The organism is Oscillatoria sp. FACHB-1407, from assembly GCF_014697545.1.
In the GTDB taxonomy this organism is placed as follows: domain Bacteria; phylum Cyanobacteriota; class Cyanobacteriia; order Elainellales; family Elainellaceae; genus FACHB-1407.
The window spans coordinates 428,744-444,693 of the sequence record NZ_JACJSA010000002.1 but is presented as its reverse complement, the minus strand read 5'-3'; the positions used below and the strand labels follow the sequence as shown (position 1 = coordinate 444,693).

Genomic DNA, 15,950 nt, shown 5'->3' with positions numbered 1-15,950 from the left:
CTACTGTTTCATTTTCCTTTCAGTGCAGCGTGTACAGACTTCCGTCACAATCCTCAGCAAGAGATTGAGAAGGCAAAATCTGGGTTGGCGTAGTCGGAGCAGGTATATTACATCAGAAGCAGATATGCTACCTACGTATTACATGCCGTCAACCTTCTCGATGTGATCGCGGACATCATTTAAGTCGATATAGCGATCGGTAGCATTACGGAGTTCTCGCGCAATCATGCCTTCCGTAGAAACGACCGTAATATGGGTACTTTTGGAGCGTAATAGCTCAATTGCCCGTTCAAAATCTCCATCTCCGCTAAACAAAATGACCCGGTCATATTGGTCAACGGTGTTAAACATATCGACTACGATCTCAATATCTAGATTGGCTTTCTGCGAATAGCGACCTGAGCTATCGTCGTAGTATTCTTTAAGAATTTTGGTTCTAACGGTATAACCTAAACTGATCAAAGCATCTCGAAATCCTCGTTGATCTTGAGGATCTTTCAAACCCGTATACCAAAATGCATTAACAAGTTGTACATCCGGTTCGCGAGTGAAATATTCCAGTACTCTTCGTGGGTCAAAAAACCAGCCATTCTTTTGTTGGGCGTAGAACATATTGTTCCCGTCTACAAAAATCGAAAGACGGCTTGCAGAAGAAATCATAGAAATTTAAGCCTAAATTTTTTAGCAGAGACTTTAACTAGAGAATTCATGGCGGCAATGTCCTATTGGTCATTGCTGCCTTAGCTTGTATTAAGGAATTAACCCTTAATCATGATAGTTTGAACATATTCAGGTTTTTGTGCTGTAGGTACTTGCAGCATTTCGTCTGAATAAAATTTCTGTTGATTCTTAATCCTAACTACGAGTGACTGTTTTGAGACAAGAAACCCTAATCTCACTGGGTAGGTTGGTAATCGATTGATCACCAATTTTCCCCAGAGATGAAACACCCTAAGCTCGCTTGTTTAAGGATTAAGGCAGATTTCCTGATAGCTCTCATAGTTGGTCTGACAAATACACATAAGGTCTGTAAAAAGGAGTACGAAAAATTCAAACTAGAATTTTCTCACTCCGCAGAAGTAAGCATAGGTGCTCTTTATTATAAAGATTTTGTTCTCTTACTTCAAAGCTTGACACCGCTTCACTCTTGCAACTTCATTAATACTTGATATTTGCTACTTCCTAGGGCGATTTTGCTTGTATGTTCCTCAAAAACGGCTGACAATCTGCTAATGGATAGATGCAAGAAGTACCTGGATGCTACTTTTGAATCTTTCAATCAGTGGTGTGGATGCACTCTTTACCATCTCTGAGTTGGGTTGCCCTAGGGGAGATGCGATCGCTCAGGAATGACAAAGCTTTATGAAATCCCGATGAGCTATCCCAGTATTTATGCGGAATCAGAAGGATTGTTGATGAAATGAGTGATGGAGTTCCAACGTCACTCATTTCTGGGAGGCATTCCTGTGCTCAGTCAACTGGGGCAATCCCGATTCAAACTTTCTCACGAAATGAGTGATGGAGTTTTAGCGTCACTCATCGGAGAGGTATTTCTGTGTTTAGTCAACTGGGGCAAGCCCTGTTCAACATGTGGCAACGGTCACAAATTCGCTATTTTGCATTTGGGTTGTTTCTTTGTTTAGTCCTGGGGTCGTTGTCGTCTCCGTTAATGGCACAGTCCATTGACCGGGCGACGGTAATCGAGATTTTGGATAGTAACCAGGTTTTTATCCAGGAGAATCAGGCGCGAGTGAATGATGTAGCCAACCGAGGGCAACGAGTGCGAACAGCACGGGCAAGAGCCAATTTGAGGTATAACACGGGTGCAGTATTACGGTTGGTGTCGAATACGAGCTTAACGGTAGGAGAGTGTGCTCGTCTGGATCGGGGGGTCGTCCTCGTCAGTGGAGCAGTTAATGGTTGTACTCCGTCATTCACAGCAGGAGTTCGAGGTACTACCTATGTCATGGAAGTGAATGACGATGGCGATGCACAGGTGAAAGTCCTGGAGGGAGAGGTTGTTGTCGCTCGTCAGGCTATTGCTGAAGCCGGGACAGACTCACCGGATACGTTAATAGCCCCTGTAACAGATGAGCCTACAGCTAGCTCTCCTGAGGATGGCGATCGCGTCGTGTTAACAGCTGGACAGAAGGTTACAACTCACCGGGGCGATCGCCGCTTGGGTCCCGTTCAACAACTCACCCTAGAAGAGTTTCTAGAGATTTTACGCGGTGAGTTGATCGAGGGCTTTGCTGAGCAAATTCCCGGTATAGAAGCAGTTCGGGGAGCATTTCAGCGGTTGTATCCAGATGTGCCATTCCCAGTTCAAGCACCGGGACTGCCTATTCCTCGACCTCGGCTTCCGTTTTAGCGGAATAAGTGAGGAGATAGGGATTGGAGTGAAGGGTAGAGGGTAAGTGGATAGGAGTAGAGGAGTGAATAACCCCTCTACCCCTCTACTCCTCTATCCTCCCACTCACGACTCCACTCCTTTTACTGCCTGTATGTACTGCCTGTATATGGACAGGTCAATCGTGTAGTACCTGAAGGGGAATAGTATGCAAAGGATGGGGCGATCGCCAGAGGGTCACGTCAACGACCGAGGCAGAAAGTCAAAAACAGCATGGGTTAATCTGACGCAAATGAGTTATTTGCTTGTCGGAGTTTGGGCATCACTAGGGGCGATCGCCACTGCCATTAATTTCATCCCTGCACTAGGGTTAGAACGACAAACCCAAATTCTCTTTTTCTCGATTCGAGGGACAGTTTCCCCACCAGATGACATCGTCATTCTGGCAATGGATCAGGAGTCGCTATCTCAAGGGGAAACCTATCAGCGCGATCCAGACCGTCATCCAGAATTTGCCCCACTGGAAACCTGGCCCTGGCGACGGGCTGCCTATGCCGTTGTCATTGAAAAACTCCTGGCAGCAGGGGCGCGATCGGTTTCTCTAGATGTCATCCTGGCAGACCCCAGCAGCTACGGTCTGGAAGATGACCTGGTTCTGCGCGACGTGATACAGCGATATCCCGATCGAGTTGTCTTAGCCAATTTGTATGAAACCTTTGGTACCCCCGAAGGGGAGTTGGGGCAAATCGTTAACCCCAATCCTGATTTTGAAGCCACCCCTCAAAATCTGGGATTGATTAACTTTTCTCCTGATCCTGATGGCAGAGTTTACCGATTTGGTGAAGTTTTTATCGATCGAGTAGTTGTTCCTCAGGGCTTGGGCGAGGGCATTGATTCGTTTGCGGCTGCCACTGTACAACTCAGTCGCCCCTCCGACGATCCCCAGGTTACTGTCCGTCCTGCGGGTGAACATATTTTCTTCTACGGTCCTCCAGCAACGTTTAAGCGGGTTTCGTTTTGGAGTGTGCTTGACCCTGCAAATTGGGAGTTTCACCTGCGAGAGCAAACCTTTCGAGACAAGATTGTTGTAGTTGGTCCAACAGCAAGTTATTTTCAAGACTTTGTTCGGACTCCCTTTTCGGAAATGATGCCTGGAGTCGAGTTACACGCCAATGCGATCGCCTCTTTATTAGAAAATCGAGCCATTGGTGAGGCGATTCCCAGTGCTCCTCTGCGAGGTTTGCTGGTGTTTATTGGGGTAGCAGGCATTGGCATTGGGTTTAACCGTTTTCTCAAGCGACCGGACTCTCAAATGATTGCTGCTCTGGGGTTTGCCCTGGCGTGGGGCACATTGGGCTATATCAGCTTCACCGTTGCTAATCTGATTGTGCCAACGGCTATACCTGTTGTGGCGATCGCCCTTTCTGGCATCTCCAGTTTGACCACCGGAGCGATTAGCAATCGGTTAGAACAACTACGGTTGAGACAAACGCTAGAGCGTTATGTCGCAGCCCCGATCGTTCATGAAATTTTGACCAACTATTCAGAGGCTTATCAAGCTCTATTGAAGGGGCGTAAAGTCAGAGCGGCAGTGCTGTTTTGTGATATTCGAGGGTTTACTACCTTCTCTTTGCAACTGGAGCCAGAACAACTCGTCGAACAACTCAACGACTACCTCAACGCTATGGTAGAAGCTATTTTGGATGCCGGGGGGACGGTTGATAAATTTATCGGTGATGCGGTTATGGCAGAGTTTGGCTCCCCCATTTCTCAAGGCGAAGAAAACGACGCATTAAATGCGGTACGAGCCGCGTTAGGGATGAGACGGGCACTCGTCAAGTTGCATCAACAATGGAAACAACAGGGCAAGGTCTTGTTCTTTAACGGCATTGGTATTAACTTTGGCGAGGCTTTGGCAGGGGATATCGGCTCAGTACGACGCCGCGAATATGCCCTGATTGGAGATGCAGTTAACGTTGCTAGCCGGGTTGAGGGGTTGACCCGCAAATTCTGGACAGACATTCTTATTACTGAATCGCTGTATCAGTTAGTCAAAGAGCACGTTGATGCCGTCTGTGTAGGGGAACATCAACTCAAAGGACGGGAACAGGATCTAGTGCAGCTCTATAGCTTAATTGGATTGAAAGGTGAGGACCAAACTCCCTATCGCTATATCCATGAACACCTGCGGAGCCAAAAGACTTTTAAGGAAACCAAGGAATAGAGCAGAAGGGAAAGAACAGATTCCCAGAACAAATCAAGGTTTCAGGGGTGTGGCCAGAGTTTTGTGTAAAACCTTATTTACATAGCCGTGTGGGCAGATGCAGTAACCAGGCTGCTCTTTCATTGCTCAGTCTTGTATCTTTTATCCTTCAGCCTTTATCCTTATATCCTTTAGCCTTCATCCTTCAGCCTTGATCCTTCATCCCTCATTTCTCATCCTTCTCACAATAGGAGCACCAATCACTCCAACTACCGACATAGAGTTTCCCCATAGGAAGCCCCGCGATCGCCATCGATACCAGATTGACGCAGGCAGTCACACCAGAACCGCAATAGACAATGACCTCCTCTGCATCTTTTAGCTCTGACCATCGCTGTTGTTGTTCCTCAGGCGATCGCCCAAAGCCTTGCTCATTGGTCACTGCTTGCCACGGATAGTTGACCGCACCGGGAATGTGACCTGCGATCGGGTCAATTGGCTCCCGCTCACCTCGATATCGCTCTTCTTCGCGAGAGTCTACCAAAATAACTCCAGGGTTATCTTTACGGGCTTTGACAACGTTAATATCAACTATCAGGTCAGGGCGCAGGCGAGGCACAAACTGACCCATTTGGGCTTGGGGAATGTCTTGCGTCACCGGATAACCCGCTGCCTGCCAAGCCTGAAAACCCCCATCTAAAATTGCCACTCGGTCATAACCAAAGTATTTCAATAGCCACCAAAACCGAGCCGCAAAAGCAAAGCGTGAGTCGTCATAGGCAACAACCAATTTAGAGCGGTTTGGATCGGTAGAATCCATTCCTAAAGCCGCTAATGTTTGAGCCAGTCGCCTGGAATCAGGCAATGGATGCCGTCCACCATGCTGTCCCACAGGACTCGATAGATCCCGGTTGAGGTCGAAGTAATAGGCACCAGGAATGTGGTTGGTCTGATATTGTTGTCGTCCCAGATTGGGATCAGCCAGAGAAAAGCGACAGTCGGCGATCGCCACTTGGGGATCATCTAGGTGCTCGATTAACCACTGCGGTGAAAGCAACGGGGCAATTGTCAGTTCTGTCATAACTTCTTACAAATCGTTTTTCTTATAAAAGTTCACTAAAGTTAACTATAGAAATACCCTAATGCAACACGAAAGATCATTAAATCGCAGCATGTTTATACGTAGCTTGGATTACAGAATAATTTGAGGACCAGAAAATCCTTAAAATTCCAAATTACTTCCCTCAAAATATGCTTAAAATACGCTAGGTACTTGAATTTGCTGAATTGTTAAGACTGGTATTTACCATTTAGCAATTCATTCAAGTTCAGATCAAAGCCTTCATTTAGCGAAATCGTGGGTGCTCAGTTAGTCCGATCAAATAAAAAAAATCTTAATACAGCACCACTTTCACGCGCTCTCCCCCCTGGAGATCTCCGTGAAAAACCTGATTTCGCAACTACTACCGTTGTACATACTGAAGGCATGATCATTAGCCTTTCCAGTTGCGTGACATATTAGTAATGGCTTACACATCAATCAAGTTAGGTATCTCTGGAGACGCTCAAGTGGAAACCCCTCCTACGAAAGGTCTCGACTCTGAACAGCCTAAAATTCTAGTTGTTGATGATCATCCCTCTAGCCGTATGACAGCCGTCGCACTGTTGTCGATTGAGGGATATGACGTCTTAGAAGCAGATAGCGGTTCTACTGCTCTGGAGTGCATTTTAGAGTCTAACCCTGATTTGATATTGCTGGATGTCATGATGTCGGGGATGGATGGTTACGAAGTCTGCCGTCGCCTCAAACAGGATGAACAAACACGTCTGATTCCGATTGTCTTTGTCACTGCGTTAAACGATCGCCGTGCTCGCCTCCGGGGAATTGAGGTTGGTGGCGATGACTTCCTCTCCAAACCCTTTGACCAGCTTGAGCTATCTGCACGGGTGCGATCGCTTGTGCGTCAAAAACGCCTCAACGAAGACCTCGACCATGCAGGTCAAGTCCTGTTTTCGATCGCTCGTGCTGTTGAGAGCCGTGACCCTAATACAGGGGATCATTGTGAGCGGCTGGTTCTATTAGGAAAAGCCTTTGGAGAGTTTCTCAACCTGTCCCGCGCTGAGGTGCGAGATTTGATGTGGGGCGGCTATCTGCACGATATTGGTAAGGTGGGCATTCCCGATCAGGTGTTACTCAAAACGGGTAAACTCACCGCTGAAGAGTGGGAGATCATGCGCCAACATGTTCTGATTGGCGAGAAAATTTGCCAGCCGTTGCGGACGATGCGCGGAGTTGTGCCCATCATTCGCCATCATCACGAGCGGTGGGATGGGTCTGGTTATCCTGATGGTCTGGTTGGCAATCAAATTCCCTACTTGGCTCAAATCTTTCAACTGATTGATATCTACGACGCCTTGACGAGCGAACGCCCTTATAAGCGTGCTTTCTCACCGGAGGAGTCGTTGCAACTGATGGCAGAAGAAACTGCGAAAGGATGGCGCAGCCCTGAGCTGATGAAATTGTTTGTTGAGTTTATTGGAGCACGAGCTGCCGCTGCCTGACCGTAACTCAGCAATAAAGGTTTCGGCTCTCTTAAACGCTAATTTTTGGGGAATTTTAGGCTAAGGATCATGGATTCGATAAATCCGCAAACTGTACGGGCGGGTTTAGCAGACCCATCTGCACGCTGCCATGGATTTGACAACAAAACCCGCCCCTTCCCAATATCGATCGAATTACCTTAATTCCCATTCCTAAGGAAAATCAAGGGTTTGCCAAACCAACACAGGTCAATTTTGTCCCTACATGGCAACTGAACGGTTTATTAGAACATCTCTCACTTTGCACGTGACGTATTGCCTGCCTTTCAGCCTCAGTCCTCAGCCCTCAGCCCTCAGCCCCTCAGCCCTTTACTACAGCTGCGGTTTCAACCGCCAAAATCTTCATCCCAAACTTAGGTTAAATGAGTGCTCAAACGTCGCAATGAATTTGCGCTGGAATAAGGTTACTCGCTAAGCCAGAAGCAGGTTATACTCCGTGGGATGAATTGAGCGAATTATGTGAGCTGTGAGCATGGTAGCGGTAGCAATTTTGGCGGCTGGACGTGGGACACGCATGAAATCTCACCTTCCGAAAGTATTGCATTCCCTGGGCGGGCGATCGCTGGTTGAGCGAGTTCTGCAAAGCCTCTCTAAAATTAATCCGACCCGACAACTCGTGATCGTGGGATATAACAGTGAGTTGGTGAAAAACTCACTGGCACATTATCCGGGGTTAGAGTTTGTTGAGCAGACTGAACAACTCGGCACAGGACACGCCGTTCAGCAGGTCATCCCCTATCTACAAGACTTTGAGGGTGATTTGCTGGTGTTGAATGGGGATGTCCCTCTTCTGCGCCCAGAGACGCTGGAGCTGTTGCTGAAAACCCATCAGAAAGAACAAAATGCCGCTACGATTTTGACGGCTCATCTGCCCGATGCTAAAGGATATGGTCGGGTCTTTTGCAACGGCAATAACATCGTGACTCAAATTGTCGAGGATCGCGATTGCAGCCCTGCTCAAAAGCAAAACCGTCGCATTAATGCAGGGGTCTATTGCTTTCAATGGTCACGGCTGGCGCAAGTGCTGCCTCAACTGACCTCCAGCAATGACCAGAAAGAATACTATCTGACTGATGCGGTTAACTATCTCAAGCCCGTCATGGCGGTGGATGTTGAGGATTACGAGGAGATTCTAGGGATTAACGATCGCAAACAGTTGGCAGCGGCTTATGACATTCTGCAAACTCGCGTTAAAGAAGATTGGATGAGGGCAGGAGTGACCCTGATTGATCCAGACAGCATCACTATCGACGACACCGTGCAACTGGAACCCGATGTGGTCATTGAGCCGCAAACTCATCTGCGGGGCAAGACCTCGATTCAAACGGGGAGCCGTATTGGTCCTGGTAGCCTGATTGAAAACAGTTCCATTGGCGAGAGTGTGACCATTTTGTATTCAGTGGTCAGCGACAGTGTTGTGCAGGCAAATACTCGGATTGGTCCCTATGCTCACTTAAGAGGGCACGCACAGGTGGGCAATAACTGTCGCATCGGCAATTTCGTTGAGCTAAAAAACTCTACTTTGGGCGATCGCACAGGAGTCGCGCACCTGTCTTATCTTGGCGATGCCACGCTGGGTGAAAAGGTAAATGTCGGTGCAGGCACCATTACAGCTAACTATGACGGGGTCAGAAAACACCGCACGATCATCGGCGATCGCACAAAAACCGGGTCGAACAGTGTTTTAGTGGCTCCGATTACTATTGGCTCAGATGTGACGATCGCCGCTGGTTCAACGGTTACGGAAGACGTCGGTGATGATGCGTTGGTCATTGCGCGATCGCGCCAAGTGGTGAAACCCGGTTGGCGGTTGAAGTCAGCCTCGGATGCAGAGAACAAAGCGTAATTGCTTCTACGCTTACCCTCGTACAAACGGGATGCATCGCGTCTTTTTACTCCTTTACCCTTTCACGGCTCCCCTACCCCTCAACTCCCCATTCCTCAAACCCCAGGGGTTGCTAAAAACGCCTCCAACTCCTCTCGGCTGGGCATAGAGGATTGTGCTCCGACTTTAGTAACGGATAGGGCAGCCGTGGCGGCTGCCCATCGGGTGGCTTGTCGTAGGGACAGCCCTTCTGCCAATGCAGCCGCTAATCCCCCGTTAAAAGCATCCCCTGCTGCAACCGTGTCGATCGCTTTTACCACAAATGCAGGCACCTGAAATGGTTCTCCGTTCGCTGGGCTACAGAGGGCTCCTTGTTTGCCTAATTTGACGATGACTGTTGATACACCTCGTTGATGGAGTACAGTTGCCGCATCGGCTGCCAGATCCAGGGTATTGACTTCAAACCCCACCAGTTGACCTGCCTCAATTTGATTGGGAGTGAGGATCTCGATGAGAGGATACAACTCATCCGGCAAGTGAGTCGGAGCCGGAGCCGGGTCGAGGATAACGGGAACCCCTGCCGCTTTGGCAGCTTGAGCGGCTGCAACGACAGCAGGCAGAGGAATCTCCAGTTGCAGGAGCAGCGCACTGGCAGTCGATAAAACGTCGGTGAATCGTTGCAGATCAGTAGGGTCAACCTGTCCATTTGCCCCAGGGATGACAATGATTTGATTTTCAGCGGAGTCATCCACCGCAATCATCGCCACTCCAGAGTGGGTTGTGTTGTCCTGAAGAACGCGATCGCACCCCACCCCCGATGCCCGTAAGCTGGTCAGTAGTTCCTCGCCGAAGCGATCGCCCCCGACTCGCCCCACCATCTCCGTGGGTATTCCTAATCGAGCAACTGCCACAGCTTGATTGGCTCCCTTACCACCCGGAATAGTTGTAAAACGATGCCCTGTCAGGGTTTCTCCAGGACGGGGCAAACGGGGTGTGTTTGCGACCAAATCCATGTTGATGCTGCCAAATACGATGATGGGCATAAGTGGGGGAGTGGGGAAGTAGGAGAGTCGAGGGTGGGGGAGTAAGGGAGTAAAGGAGTGGGGGAGTACGGTAAAAGAGTAGGTACCCCTCTACCCCTCTACCCTCTGCCTCCTGCCTTTTAACTTAATACCGCATAATCAATGATCAGTGATGCCGCTGTTTAACTGCTGACCATGAAAACAATTGCAGAGATTAACGAAAAAATTCAAGCCCACCGTGCAGTTGTCTGGACAGTCGAAGAGTTAAAAGCCAGAGTTCAAGAAATTGGCGTAACGCAAGCAGCACAGAAGGTTGATGTGATCACAACAGGCACATTTGAGCCGATGGAATCTTCTGGAGCGATTATCAACCTGGGGCATACTGACCCTCCTATCAAGATTCGGCAGTGTTGGCTGGATGGAGTGCCTGCCTACTCTGGTTTTGGGGCAGTAGATTTATACCTGGGAGCGACTCAAGTGGCTGACTATGGAGCCGCCGGAGAGAGCGTTGATGCGGATGAGTCTGCCCTGCGGAACCCCATCCGAGAGCGGGGCGGTGGGCACGTAATCGCTGATTTGATCGCGGGAAAGCCAGTACGACTGAGAGCGATCGGGCAAGTGACAGACTGCTATCCGCGTGCGTCAGTGGAGACGACGATCACCCGTGACACGATCAACCAGTTTTATCTGTTCAACCCTCGAAATCTCTATCAAAACTTCATTGTGGGGGTTAATGGGGGCGATCGCCCTCTCTTCACCTATTTAGGACCGCTCCAACCCCGACTCGGTAATGCCGTCTACTCTAATCCTGGGGCTATTTCACCCCTGTGGAATGATCCAGACTTACAGGTGATTGGCATTGGCACTCGTATCTTTTTGGGTGGGGGTGTCGGTTACATTGCCTGGGAGGGAACGCAACACTTCCCGTTACAAAAACGACTGCCCAATCGTACCCCGATTGGACCTGCTGCCACACTGGCATTAATCGGTGATGCGAAACAAATGACCCCCCAGTGGGTTAAGGGATGTCACTTTAAGAGCTATGGTCCCTCTATTATGTTGGGTGTTGGAGTGCCACTGCCTGTGCTGAATGAGGAGGTAATTCAGCATTGTGCGGTTCAGGATGCCGATTTAGTAGCTCCTGTCGTTGATTTTTCGATTCCCCGGCGAGTGCGTCCCACCTTTGGGTTAGTCAGCTATGCCCAACTTAAAACTGGGCGTATCACCATCGATGGTAAGTCGGTGCGGGTTGCGCCCCTCGCCAGCATTTTTCTATCTCGCCAAATTGCCGAAGAATTGAAGCAATGGATCAGCAACGGGGAATTTACCCTGACTGAACCAATCGCTCCAATTCCGACAGACCGAGCCTTTTTATCCCAAGACCGTTGGGGTGCCCAGATTAGTCTGGATTAGGCTGACTTTTCTTTTTGATGGGTTTGGGCAGTGCCTCCCGACGGGCAGGAGGTGCGCCCACATTTGACCGATCTCCTGGGCGATCGCCTCCCCGACGATCACCAGACGGACGCTGTCCATCCCGTGGAGGACCATCCCACCGTTTGCGACCGCCACCACCGCCAGGTCTGCCTCCCCGGAACGGCTTCTTGGTCTTGCCACGTTTTTTGGGTGGCACAAGGGCAATCATGGTGCCATCTTGAACGACCAATAAGTTATCTTGCCGTTGTACGTTCAAATCCCAAAAATAACCAACAACTTTGCCTTCCAAAGTGCCTTTGAGATTGAGCTTAAAGGATTTACCTTCTTCGTCACCCTTACGCGGAGACTGTTGAATCTTGACGATCAACCGTTCCTCTTCAAGCGAGTAAAACAGCACTTCACCCCGGATGGAGAAGTAGTCTTCCTGGGGATTAGCAGCACTCTCTTCCGGTTCAGACGGAGACTCAGATGGAGCTTCAGGGCTGGTTGACTCAGACGTGGTTTCTTCAGGAGAAGCGATCGCCTTATTCAGCTTCTCAGGTTCCCATACACCGACGATTTGGGCATGTAAATCGTTGTCTTTGTTGCGAGTACGGGGGTAAACCACCCACAGATGGCTCTGTTCCAGGTCGAGGTGCTTTTTCACCAGGCTCATGACTCGCCCTAACAGCACAGCATCAATGGGAACTCCATCTTCGGTGGTTAAGGTACCGCGAGTGAATTGTTCTTCTGAGGCAGTGTATTTTCCCCGAATTAATCCGATCGCCCGATACTGCATGGGTTCGCTAGCCGGAGGGATAGGCTGTTGGCGCATGATTGCGTCAGAGTCGCTACTATCATTAAGTGCAGTCGTATCAGAGGTATCAACGGTCAGATCGGATGTTTCATCAGGTGTGGCAGCGGAAGAATCCATGGCGAGTGTTGAGGCTGAGAGCTGATCCATAGAAGTTTCTATTTGAGGCAAAGGTTCAGGCGGTGTTGCCCGAGTATCGGATGGAGTTGGAGACGAAGCCGACTTAGGCGGCTGGGGAGACTGGCTCTGGGAAGAACTCATAAAACCTCCTTATGGCAGAGATATACCCAATCAAAGAGACGGATCTGCCTGCCATTGACCACTGGAACAGGAAACCAATTTAGGCTAAACACTAGGTTAGCATTCACTTGGTTTTAACCTGCCAGACACAACGAGGTCGAAATTGATTGCCCCGGCTTTGCTCATCCATTTTGTTTATACAACCGCTATTGCCATCGTCAGGGTTTTTTATGTGAAGCAGAGGCAATATCTGCTACTGGCTACCCCTCGTAGGAGTGGTTGGAATGCCCATATTTGGATAGGGGCTACCGATTGGCAGAGGGGAATTGGGAGATTGATTGGGCACTGGTAAGGAATGACCAGTTGGGTACTGGTTGTCTTCTGAGGATACACGAGTTGAAGCTGGCCCTGAACCGGGGAGTGATACCTGCGTTGGCAGAGGGCTACCCAGTTGGGGATTTTGAGCGTTGTTAAAGTGTTGATAAACCTCTCTAGAGATCTGACGAATCAGCTCCGAGGCACGCTCATCATCTACGGGACGTTGCACAATCACTGTAATGATAAAGCGTTTGCCGTTGGGCATATCAACAATGCCAGTATCCCCCACCATAGTGTCGATGGTGCCCGTTTTGTGGGCGATCGTAGCTCCTTGATCTAACCCACTGGGAAGTAGGGAGTTGGCTACAGTGGCTTGCATGATGTCAAAGAGGCGATCGCGCGATCGCAACGACAACAAATCGCCTTGAGTTACCATCGCCAGCAACCCGGTTAGATCTTTAGGGGTTGTGGTGTTCATACCTTCCAAATCCGCTAGAGGGTTACGAATCTGTGTATTCGTCAAGCCCCATGAGCGAAATCGCTGGTTGAGTGCCTCTGCCCCACCCAGGCGGGTGATCAGCATATTGGTGGCAGTATTGTCGCTGATGGTGATCATTTTGATCGCCGTTTCTAAAGCACTGTATTGAGTGCCCACCGGCTGATCTTGCATATCACCTGAGCCAACCGTAATGTCAGCCTGCTGCATGGTCAGCATCTCATCGAGCCGAACTTTACCCGCATCTACGTCTTGTAGAAATGCCACTAAGATCGGCACTTTGATTGTGCTGGCAGCGGAGAAGATCGTTCCTCCATTGAGGTCAAGGTAAGCCCCTGTATCCAAATCCACGATGAATACACCAGGACTTAACCCCGGATATTGCGCTGTGAGGGTTTGGATGCTGGTGGTGAGTGGAGCAATCGGTTGACCCAGCTTCAGGGAAACGGGTAGCGGTGAAATTGCGCCTGGGGTCAAATCTCGGCTCGTAACTGAGACAGAGGCATTTTCTGCCCCATTCAGAGGCAATCCTGCTGCTGGTTGTGAATTGGGACGTTCACGGCTAGCCGGATCCCAAACGGACAACATGGTTCCGGCGATCGCCCCCACACCGATACCCAAAATCAGGAGTCGTGTCACATAGAGCACCGCAGAAGGCTTGCGACGAGGACGACGTTGCGATCGCTGCACCCCAGTAGGAACCGGAGGAGCCACCGGATAGGGATTAAGGACACGCACTTGCCCTGGAGTAGCCCCCTCTCCTGGACGACGAAGAGGAGTCAGCTTAGAGCGAGTGTGCCGCGACGCTCCGGGAATGGGTGCAATGGAATTGGACTGAGATCGGGCACCAGGGTGGATGGGCGAAATAGAATAGGAGACTTGTCCTGGAGTGGCATCTGCACGCGATCGCGGTGGGGTCTTCCCATCTTTGCGTCGTTGCTGTGATCTCCCAGTGGGGTTAGGACGATCATTCAGTAGATGCCGCAGGTTAAAGCGATTATTGTCCTCCGGCACTGAGGGGTTACGTCTGACCTGGCGTGAAACCCGCCGCTGTGCCGGGCTCAAAGGCACAGGCTGAGGCGGATAGCCAGGTTGTCTCATCTCCGGTGAAGTGCCGGGAGGTGGCAATAGAGGTCGTCCCTCCGGCGGTCGCATTGGGGTTGGCGGTACAGAGCGAGCAGACTTTTGACGAACCAACCGCCGACGCATGAATTTTGATGGCTTGTTAGGCTCCAGCATAGTGCTATGTCTCCAGGGCGACGGGCAGAGAATGCGATTACCCCTGGGGGGAAGTGCTTAGCATCGCTCAATCAACACGAGCATATCAATACTCTATGGTCGAGAGCAGCTATATAGATCTGATTCTCAATACGTCAGTACAAACGTTTGCAACGAGTTTGCTGCATTGTAGCGGTAAACGTCTCAAAAGTAATCCGTTTGTCACTAAGAATTACGGTTTTTAGCTATTTCCCTCTCCCATTCCCCTACCCTCACACCCTCACACCCTACTCCCTACTCCCCTGCTCGATCGCCCATTCCACTTGACTCAGAATTCCCCGTAACATCGCAACTTCGCCATCCGATAGATAGGCTCGGTTAAACAAACGGCGAAACTTTTCCATACGGCTAGCAGCAGTGTGAGGATAGAGGTAGCCGATCTTCAGCAGTAATGTCTCCAATTGCTGATAGTAGCCTTCCAAACAGTCGAGGGTTGCTAAATTTGGGTCGTGTGTTGGGTGAGGAACCCAAGTAGTTGGCGGAGTCCGTCCTATTGAACCTGTTAAGTCTGAGGGATCTGCGTTGATAAAACAGTGGAGTTCGTAACAGCAAATCGCAACTGCCTGTGCCAGATTGAGGGATAAATAGTCCGCACTGCTGGGAATGCGAATGAATCGTTGCGCGTAGTTGAGTTCTTCATTGGTTAATCCCCGGTCTTCGCGTCCAAAAATCAGCGCAGAGGCTAATTCATCCTCTGAATTAAGGGGTAATAACCAGGGCAGTGCAGTTCTGGGATGCTCCAGGGTAATGTCTAGAGTGGTGCGATCGCGTCCTGTTGTGGCGATCGCTCGCTGCACCCCCATTAACGCCTCTGGTAGAGTTGCGACTCGTGTAGCTGACTCCAAAACATCTGCCGCATGGACTGCCATTTGTCGCGCCTCTGCCCCCAACGGGTCACATTGTGGATTAACCAACACCAACCGTTGTAACCCCATGTTTTTCATCACACGGGCGATCGCACCCACATTCAGTGCCCCTGCTGGCTCCACCAGCACAATTCGCACCTGGCTTAACCCTGTCTCTGCCATGCCCCGTTCCTAAACATTACACACCATGACCCATTTCAGAATGGTAGGTTTAGATTAGCGTATTCATCTCAAATCCTGATACGGACGGGTTTTGCTCAAAGCGTAGGTAAAACTAACGACGGACTGACTAAACCCGCCCCTGCAACCTTAAACCCTGTAAATCCTTTTTGTTCTATGGCGCGTGCTCGTTCTAAATCTGATTTGCCAACAAAAATGTGTCCGGTATGCCAGCGACCTTTTACTTGGCGTAAAAAATGGGAAGATTGTTGGGATGAGGTGAAATACTGCTCAGAGCGTTGTCGGCGTCGTCGTTCTACAGCAAAAGCCGACCCCGAAGAAGAGAAATTTTAGGATTTTCCAGG

12 protein-coding genes are annotated in these 15,950 nt (G+C 49.8%); 6 read left to right on the top strand and 6 right to left on the bottom strand.

The annotated features are described in order from the left end of the window. Positions 1–138 precede the first annotated feature (138 nt). A complete protein-coding gene (locus H6G89_RS05110) occupies positions 139–660 on the bottom strand; it encodes a LabA-like NYN domain-containing protein (protein ID WP_190504180.1) in 522 nt (173 codons plus the stop codon). 895 nt (positions 661–1,555) lie between these two features. Between H6G89_RS05110 and H6G89_RS05105 the strand changes: the two genes are divergently transcribed. Beyond that, the gene (locus tag H6G89_RS05105) at positions 1,556–2,371 is read left to right on the top strand and encodes a FecR domain-containing protein (protein WP_190504179.1); all 816 of its coding nucleotides are present in this window, start codon (positions 1,556–1,558) and stop codon (positions 2,369–2,371) included. A gap of 187 nt (positions 2,372–2,558) precedes the next feature. Further along, positions 2,559–4,574 carry a CHASE2 domain-containing protein gene (locus tag H6G89_RS05100; protein WP_199336529.1) on the top strand — a complete coding sequence of 672 codons (2,016 nt, stop codon included), beginning with the start codon at positions 2,559–2,561 and terminating at the stop codon, positions 4,572–4,574. 205 nt (positions 4,575–4,779) lie between these two features. On the opposite strand, the gene H6G89_RS05095 is transcribed toward H6G89_RS05100, so the two are convergent. Then, entirely contained in the window at positions 4,780–5,634 is an 855-nt protein-coding gene (locus H6G89_RS05095; protein ID WP_190504178.1) for a sulfurtransferase, read from the bottom strand. Positions 5,635–6,077: 443 nt separating this feature from the next. Here H6G89_RS05095 and H6G89_RS05090 point away from each other — a divergent pair, with 443 nt between their 5' ends. Further along, entirely contained in the window at positions 6,078–7,115 is a 1,038-nt protein-coding gene (locus H6G89_RS05090; RefSeq protein ID WP_190504177.1) for a response regulator, read from the top strand. 511 nt (positions 7,116–7,626) lie between these two features. Then, positions 7,627–9,000: a bifunctional UDP-N-acetylglucosamine diphosphorylase/glucosamine-1-phosphate N-acetyltransferase GlmU gene (gene glmU, locus H6G89_RS05085; protein WP_190504176.1), complete on the top strand. Its 1,374-nt coding sequence runs from the start codon at positions 7,627–7,629 to the stop codon at positions 8,998–9,000. A gap of 95 nt (positions 9,001–9,095) precedes the next feature. On the opposite strand, the gene rbsK is transcribed toward glmU, so the two are convergent. Next, positions 9,096–10,022: a ribokinase gene (gene rbsK / locus H6G89_RS05080; protein ID WP_190504175.1), complete on the bottom strand. Its 927-nt coding sequence runs from the start codon at positions 10,020–10,022 to the stop codon at positions 9,096–9,098. Between the two features lie 174 nt (positions 10,023–10,196). On the opposite strand from rbsK, the gene H6G89_RS05075 reads away from it, so the two are divergent. Continuing rightward, positions 10,197–11,414, top strand: coding sequence for a homocysteine biosynthesis protein (locus tag H6G89_RS05075; protein WP_190504174.1), 1,218 nt, complete (start codon positions 10,197–10,199; stop codon positions 11,412–11,414). On the opposite strand, the gene H6G89_RS05070 is transcribed toward H6G89_RS05075, so the two are convergent. The 3 genes from H6G89_RS05070 to H6G89_RS05060 all read right to left on the bottom strand — a co-directional run bounded on the left by H6G89_RS05070 (position 11,401) and on the right by H6G89_RS05060 (position 15,588). Further along, entirely contained in the window at positions 11,401–12,348 is a 948-nt protein-coding gene (locus H6G89_RS05070) for a hypothetical protein (protein ID WP_242059826.1), read from the bottom strand. The genes H6G89_RS05075 and H6G89_RS05070 overlap by 14 nt on opposite strands. A gap of 373 nt (positions 12,349–12,721) precedes the next feature. Then, positions 12,722–14,521 carry a serine hydrolase gene (locus tag H6G89_RS05065; RefSeq protein WP_199336528.1) on the bottom strand — a complete coding sequence of 600 codons (1,800 nt, stop codon included), beginning with the start codon at positions 14,519–14,521 and terminating at the stop codon, positions 12,722–12,724. Positions 14,522–14,787: 266 nt separating this feature from the next. Next, the gene (locus H6G89_RS05060; RefSeq protein ID WP_190504172.1) at positions 14,788–15,588 is read right to left on the bottom strand and encodes an RNA methyltransferase; all 801 of its coding nucleotides are present in this window, start codon (positions 15,586–15,588) and stop codon (positions 14,788–14,790) included. A gap of 174 nt (positions 15,589–15,762) precedes the next feature. Here H6G89_RS05060 and H6G89_RS05055 point away from each other — a divergent pair, with 174 nt between their 5' ends. Continuing rightward, positions 15,763–15,939 (top strand): DUF2256 domain-containing protein, encoded by a 177-nt coding sequence (locus H6G89_RS05055; protein ID WP_190504171.1) that lies wholly within the window; start codon positions 15,763–15,765, stop codon positions 15,937–15,939. The last annotated feature ends 11 nt before the right edge of the window (positions 15,940–15,950 follow it).

What these genes read in the sequence shown, in the direction of transcription:
- H6G89_RS05110 (WP_190504180.1), bottom strand. Translation starts at nt 660, where the DNA reads ATGATTTCTTCTGCAAGCCGTCTTTCGATTTTTGTAGACGGGAACAAT.
- H6G89_RS05100 (WP_199336529.1), top strand. Translation starts at nt 2,559, where the DNA reads ATGCAAAGGATGGGGCGATCGCCAGAGGGTCACGTCAACGACCGAGGC.
- H6G89_RS05095 (WP_190504178.1), bottom strand. Translation starts at nt 5,634, where the DNA reads ATGACAGAACTGACAATTGCCCCGTTGCTTTCACCGCAGTGGTTAATC.
- H6G89_RS05090 (WP_190504177.1), top strand. Translation starts at nt 6,078, where the DNA reads ATGGCTTACACATCAATCAAGTTAGGTATCTCTGGAGACGCTCAAGTG.
- glmU (WP_190504176.1), top strand. Translation starts at nt 7,627, where the DNA reads ATGGTAGCGGTAGCAATTTTGGCGGCTGGACGTGGGACACGCATGAAA.
- rbsK (WP_190504175.1), bottom strand. Translation starts at nt 10,022, where the DNA reads ATGCCCATCATCGTATTTGGCAGCATCAACATGGATTTGGTCGCAAAC.
- H6G89_RS05075 (WP_190504174.1), top strand. Translation starts at nt 10,197, where the DNA reads ATGAAAACAATTGCAGAGATTAACGAAAAAATTCAAGCCCACCGTGCA.
- H6G89_RS05070 (WP_242059826.1), bottom strand. Translation starts at nt 12,348, where the DNA reads ATGGATTCTTCCGCTGCCACACCTGATGAAACATCCGATCTGACCGTT.
- H6G89_RS05065 (WP_199336528.1), bottom strand. Translation starts at nt 14,521, where the DNA reads ATGCTGGAGCCTAACAAGCCATCAAAATTCATGCGTCGGCGGTTGGTT.
- H6G89_RS05060 (WP_190504172.1), bottom strand. Translation starts at nt 15,588, where the DNA reads ATGGCAGAGACAGGGTTAAGCCAGGTGCGAATTGTGCTGGTGGAGCCA.
- H6G89_RS05055 (WP_190504171.1), top strand. Translation starts at nt 15,763, where the DNA reads ATGGCGCGTGCTCGTTCTAAATCTGATTTGCCAACAAAAATGTGTCCG.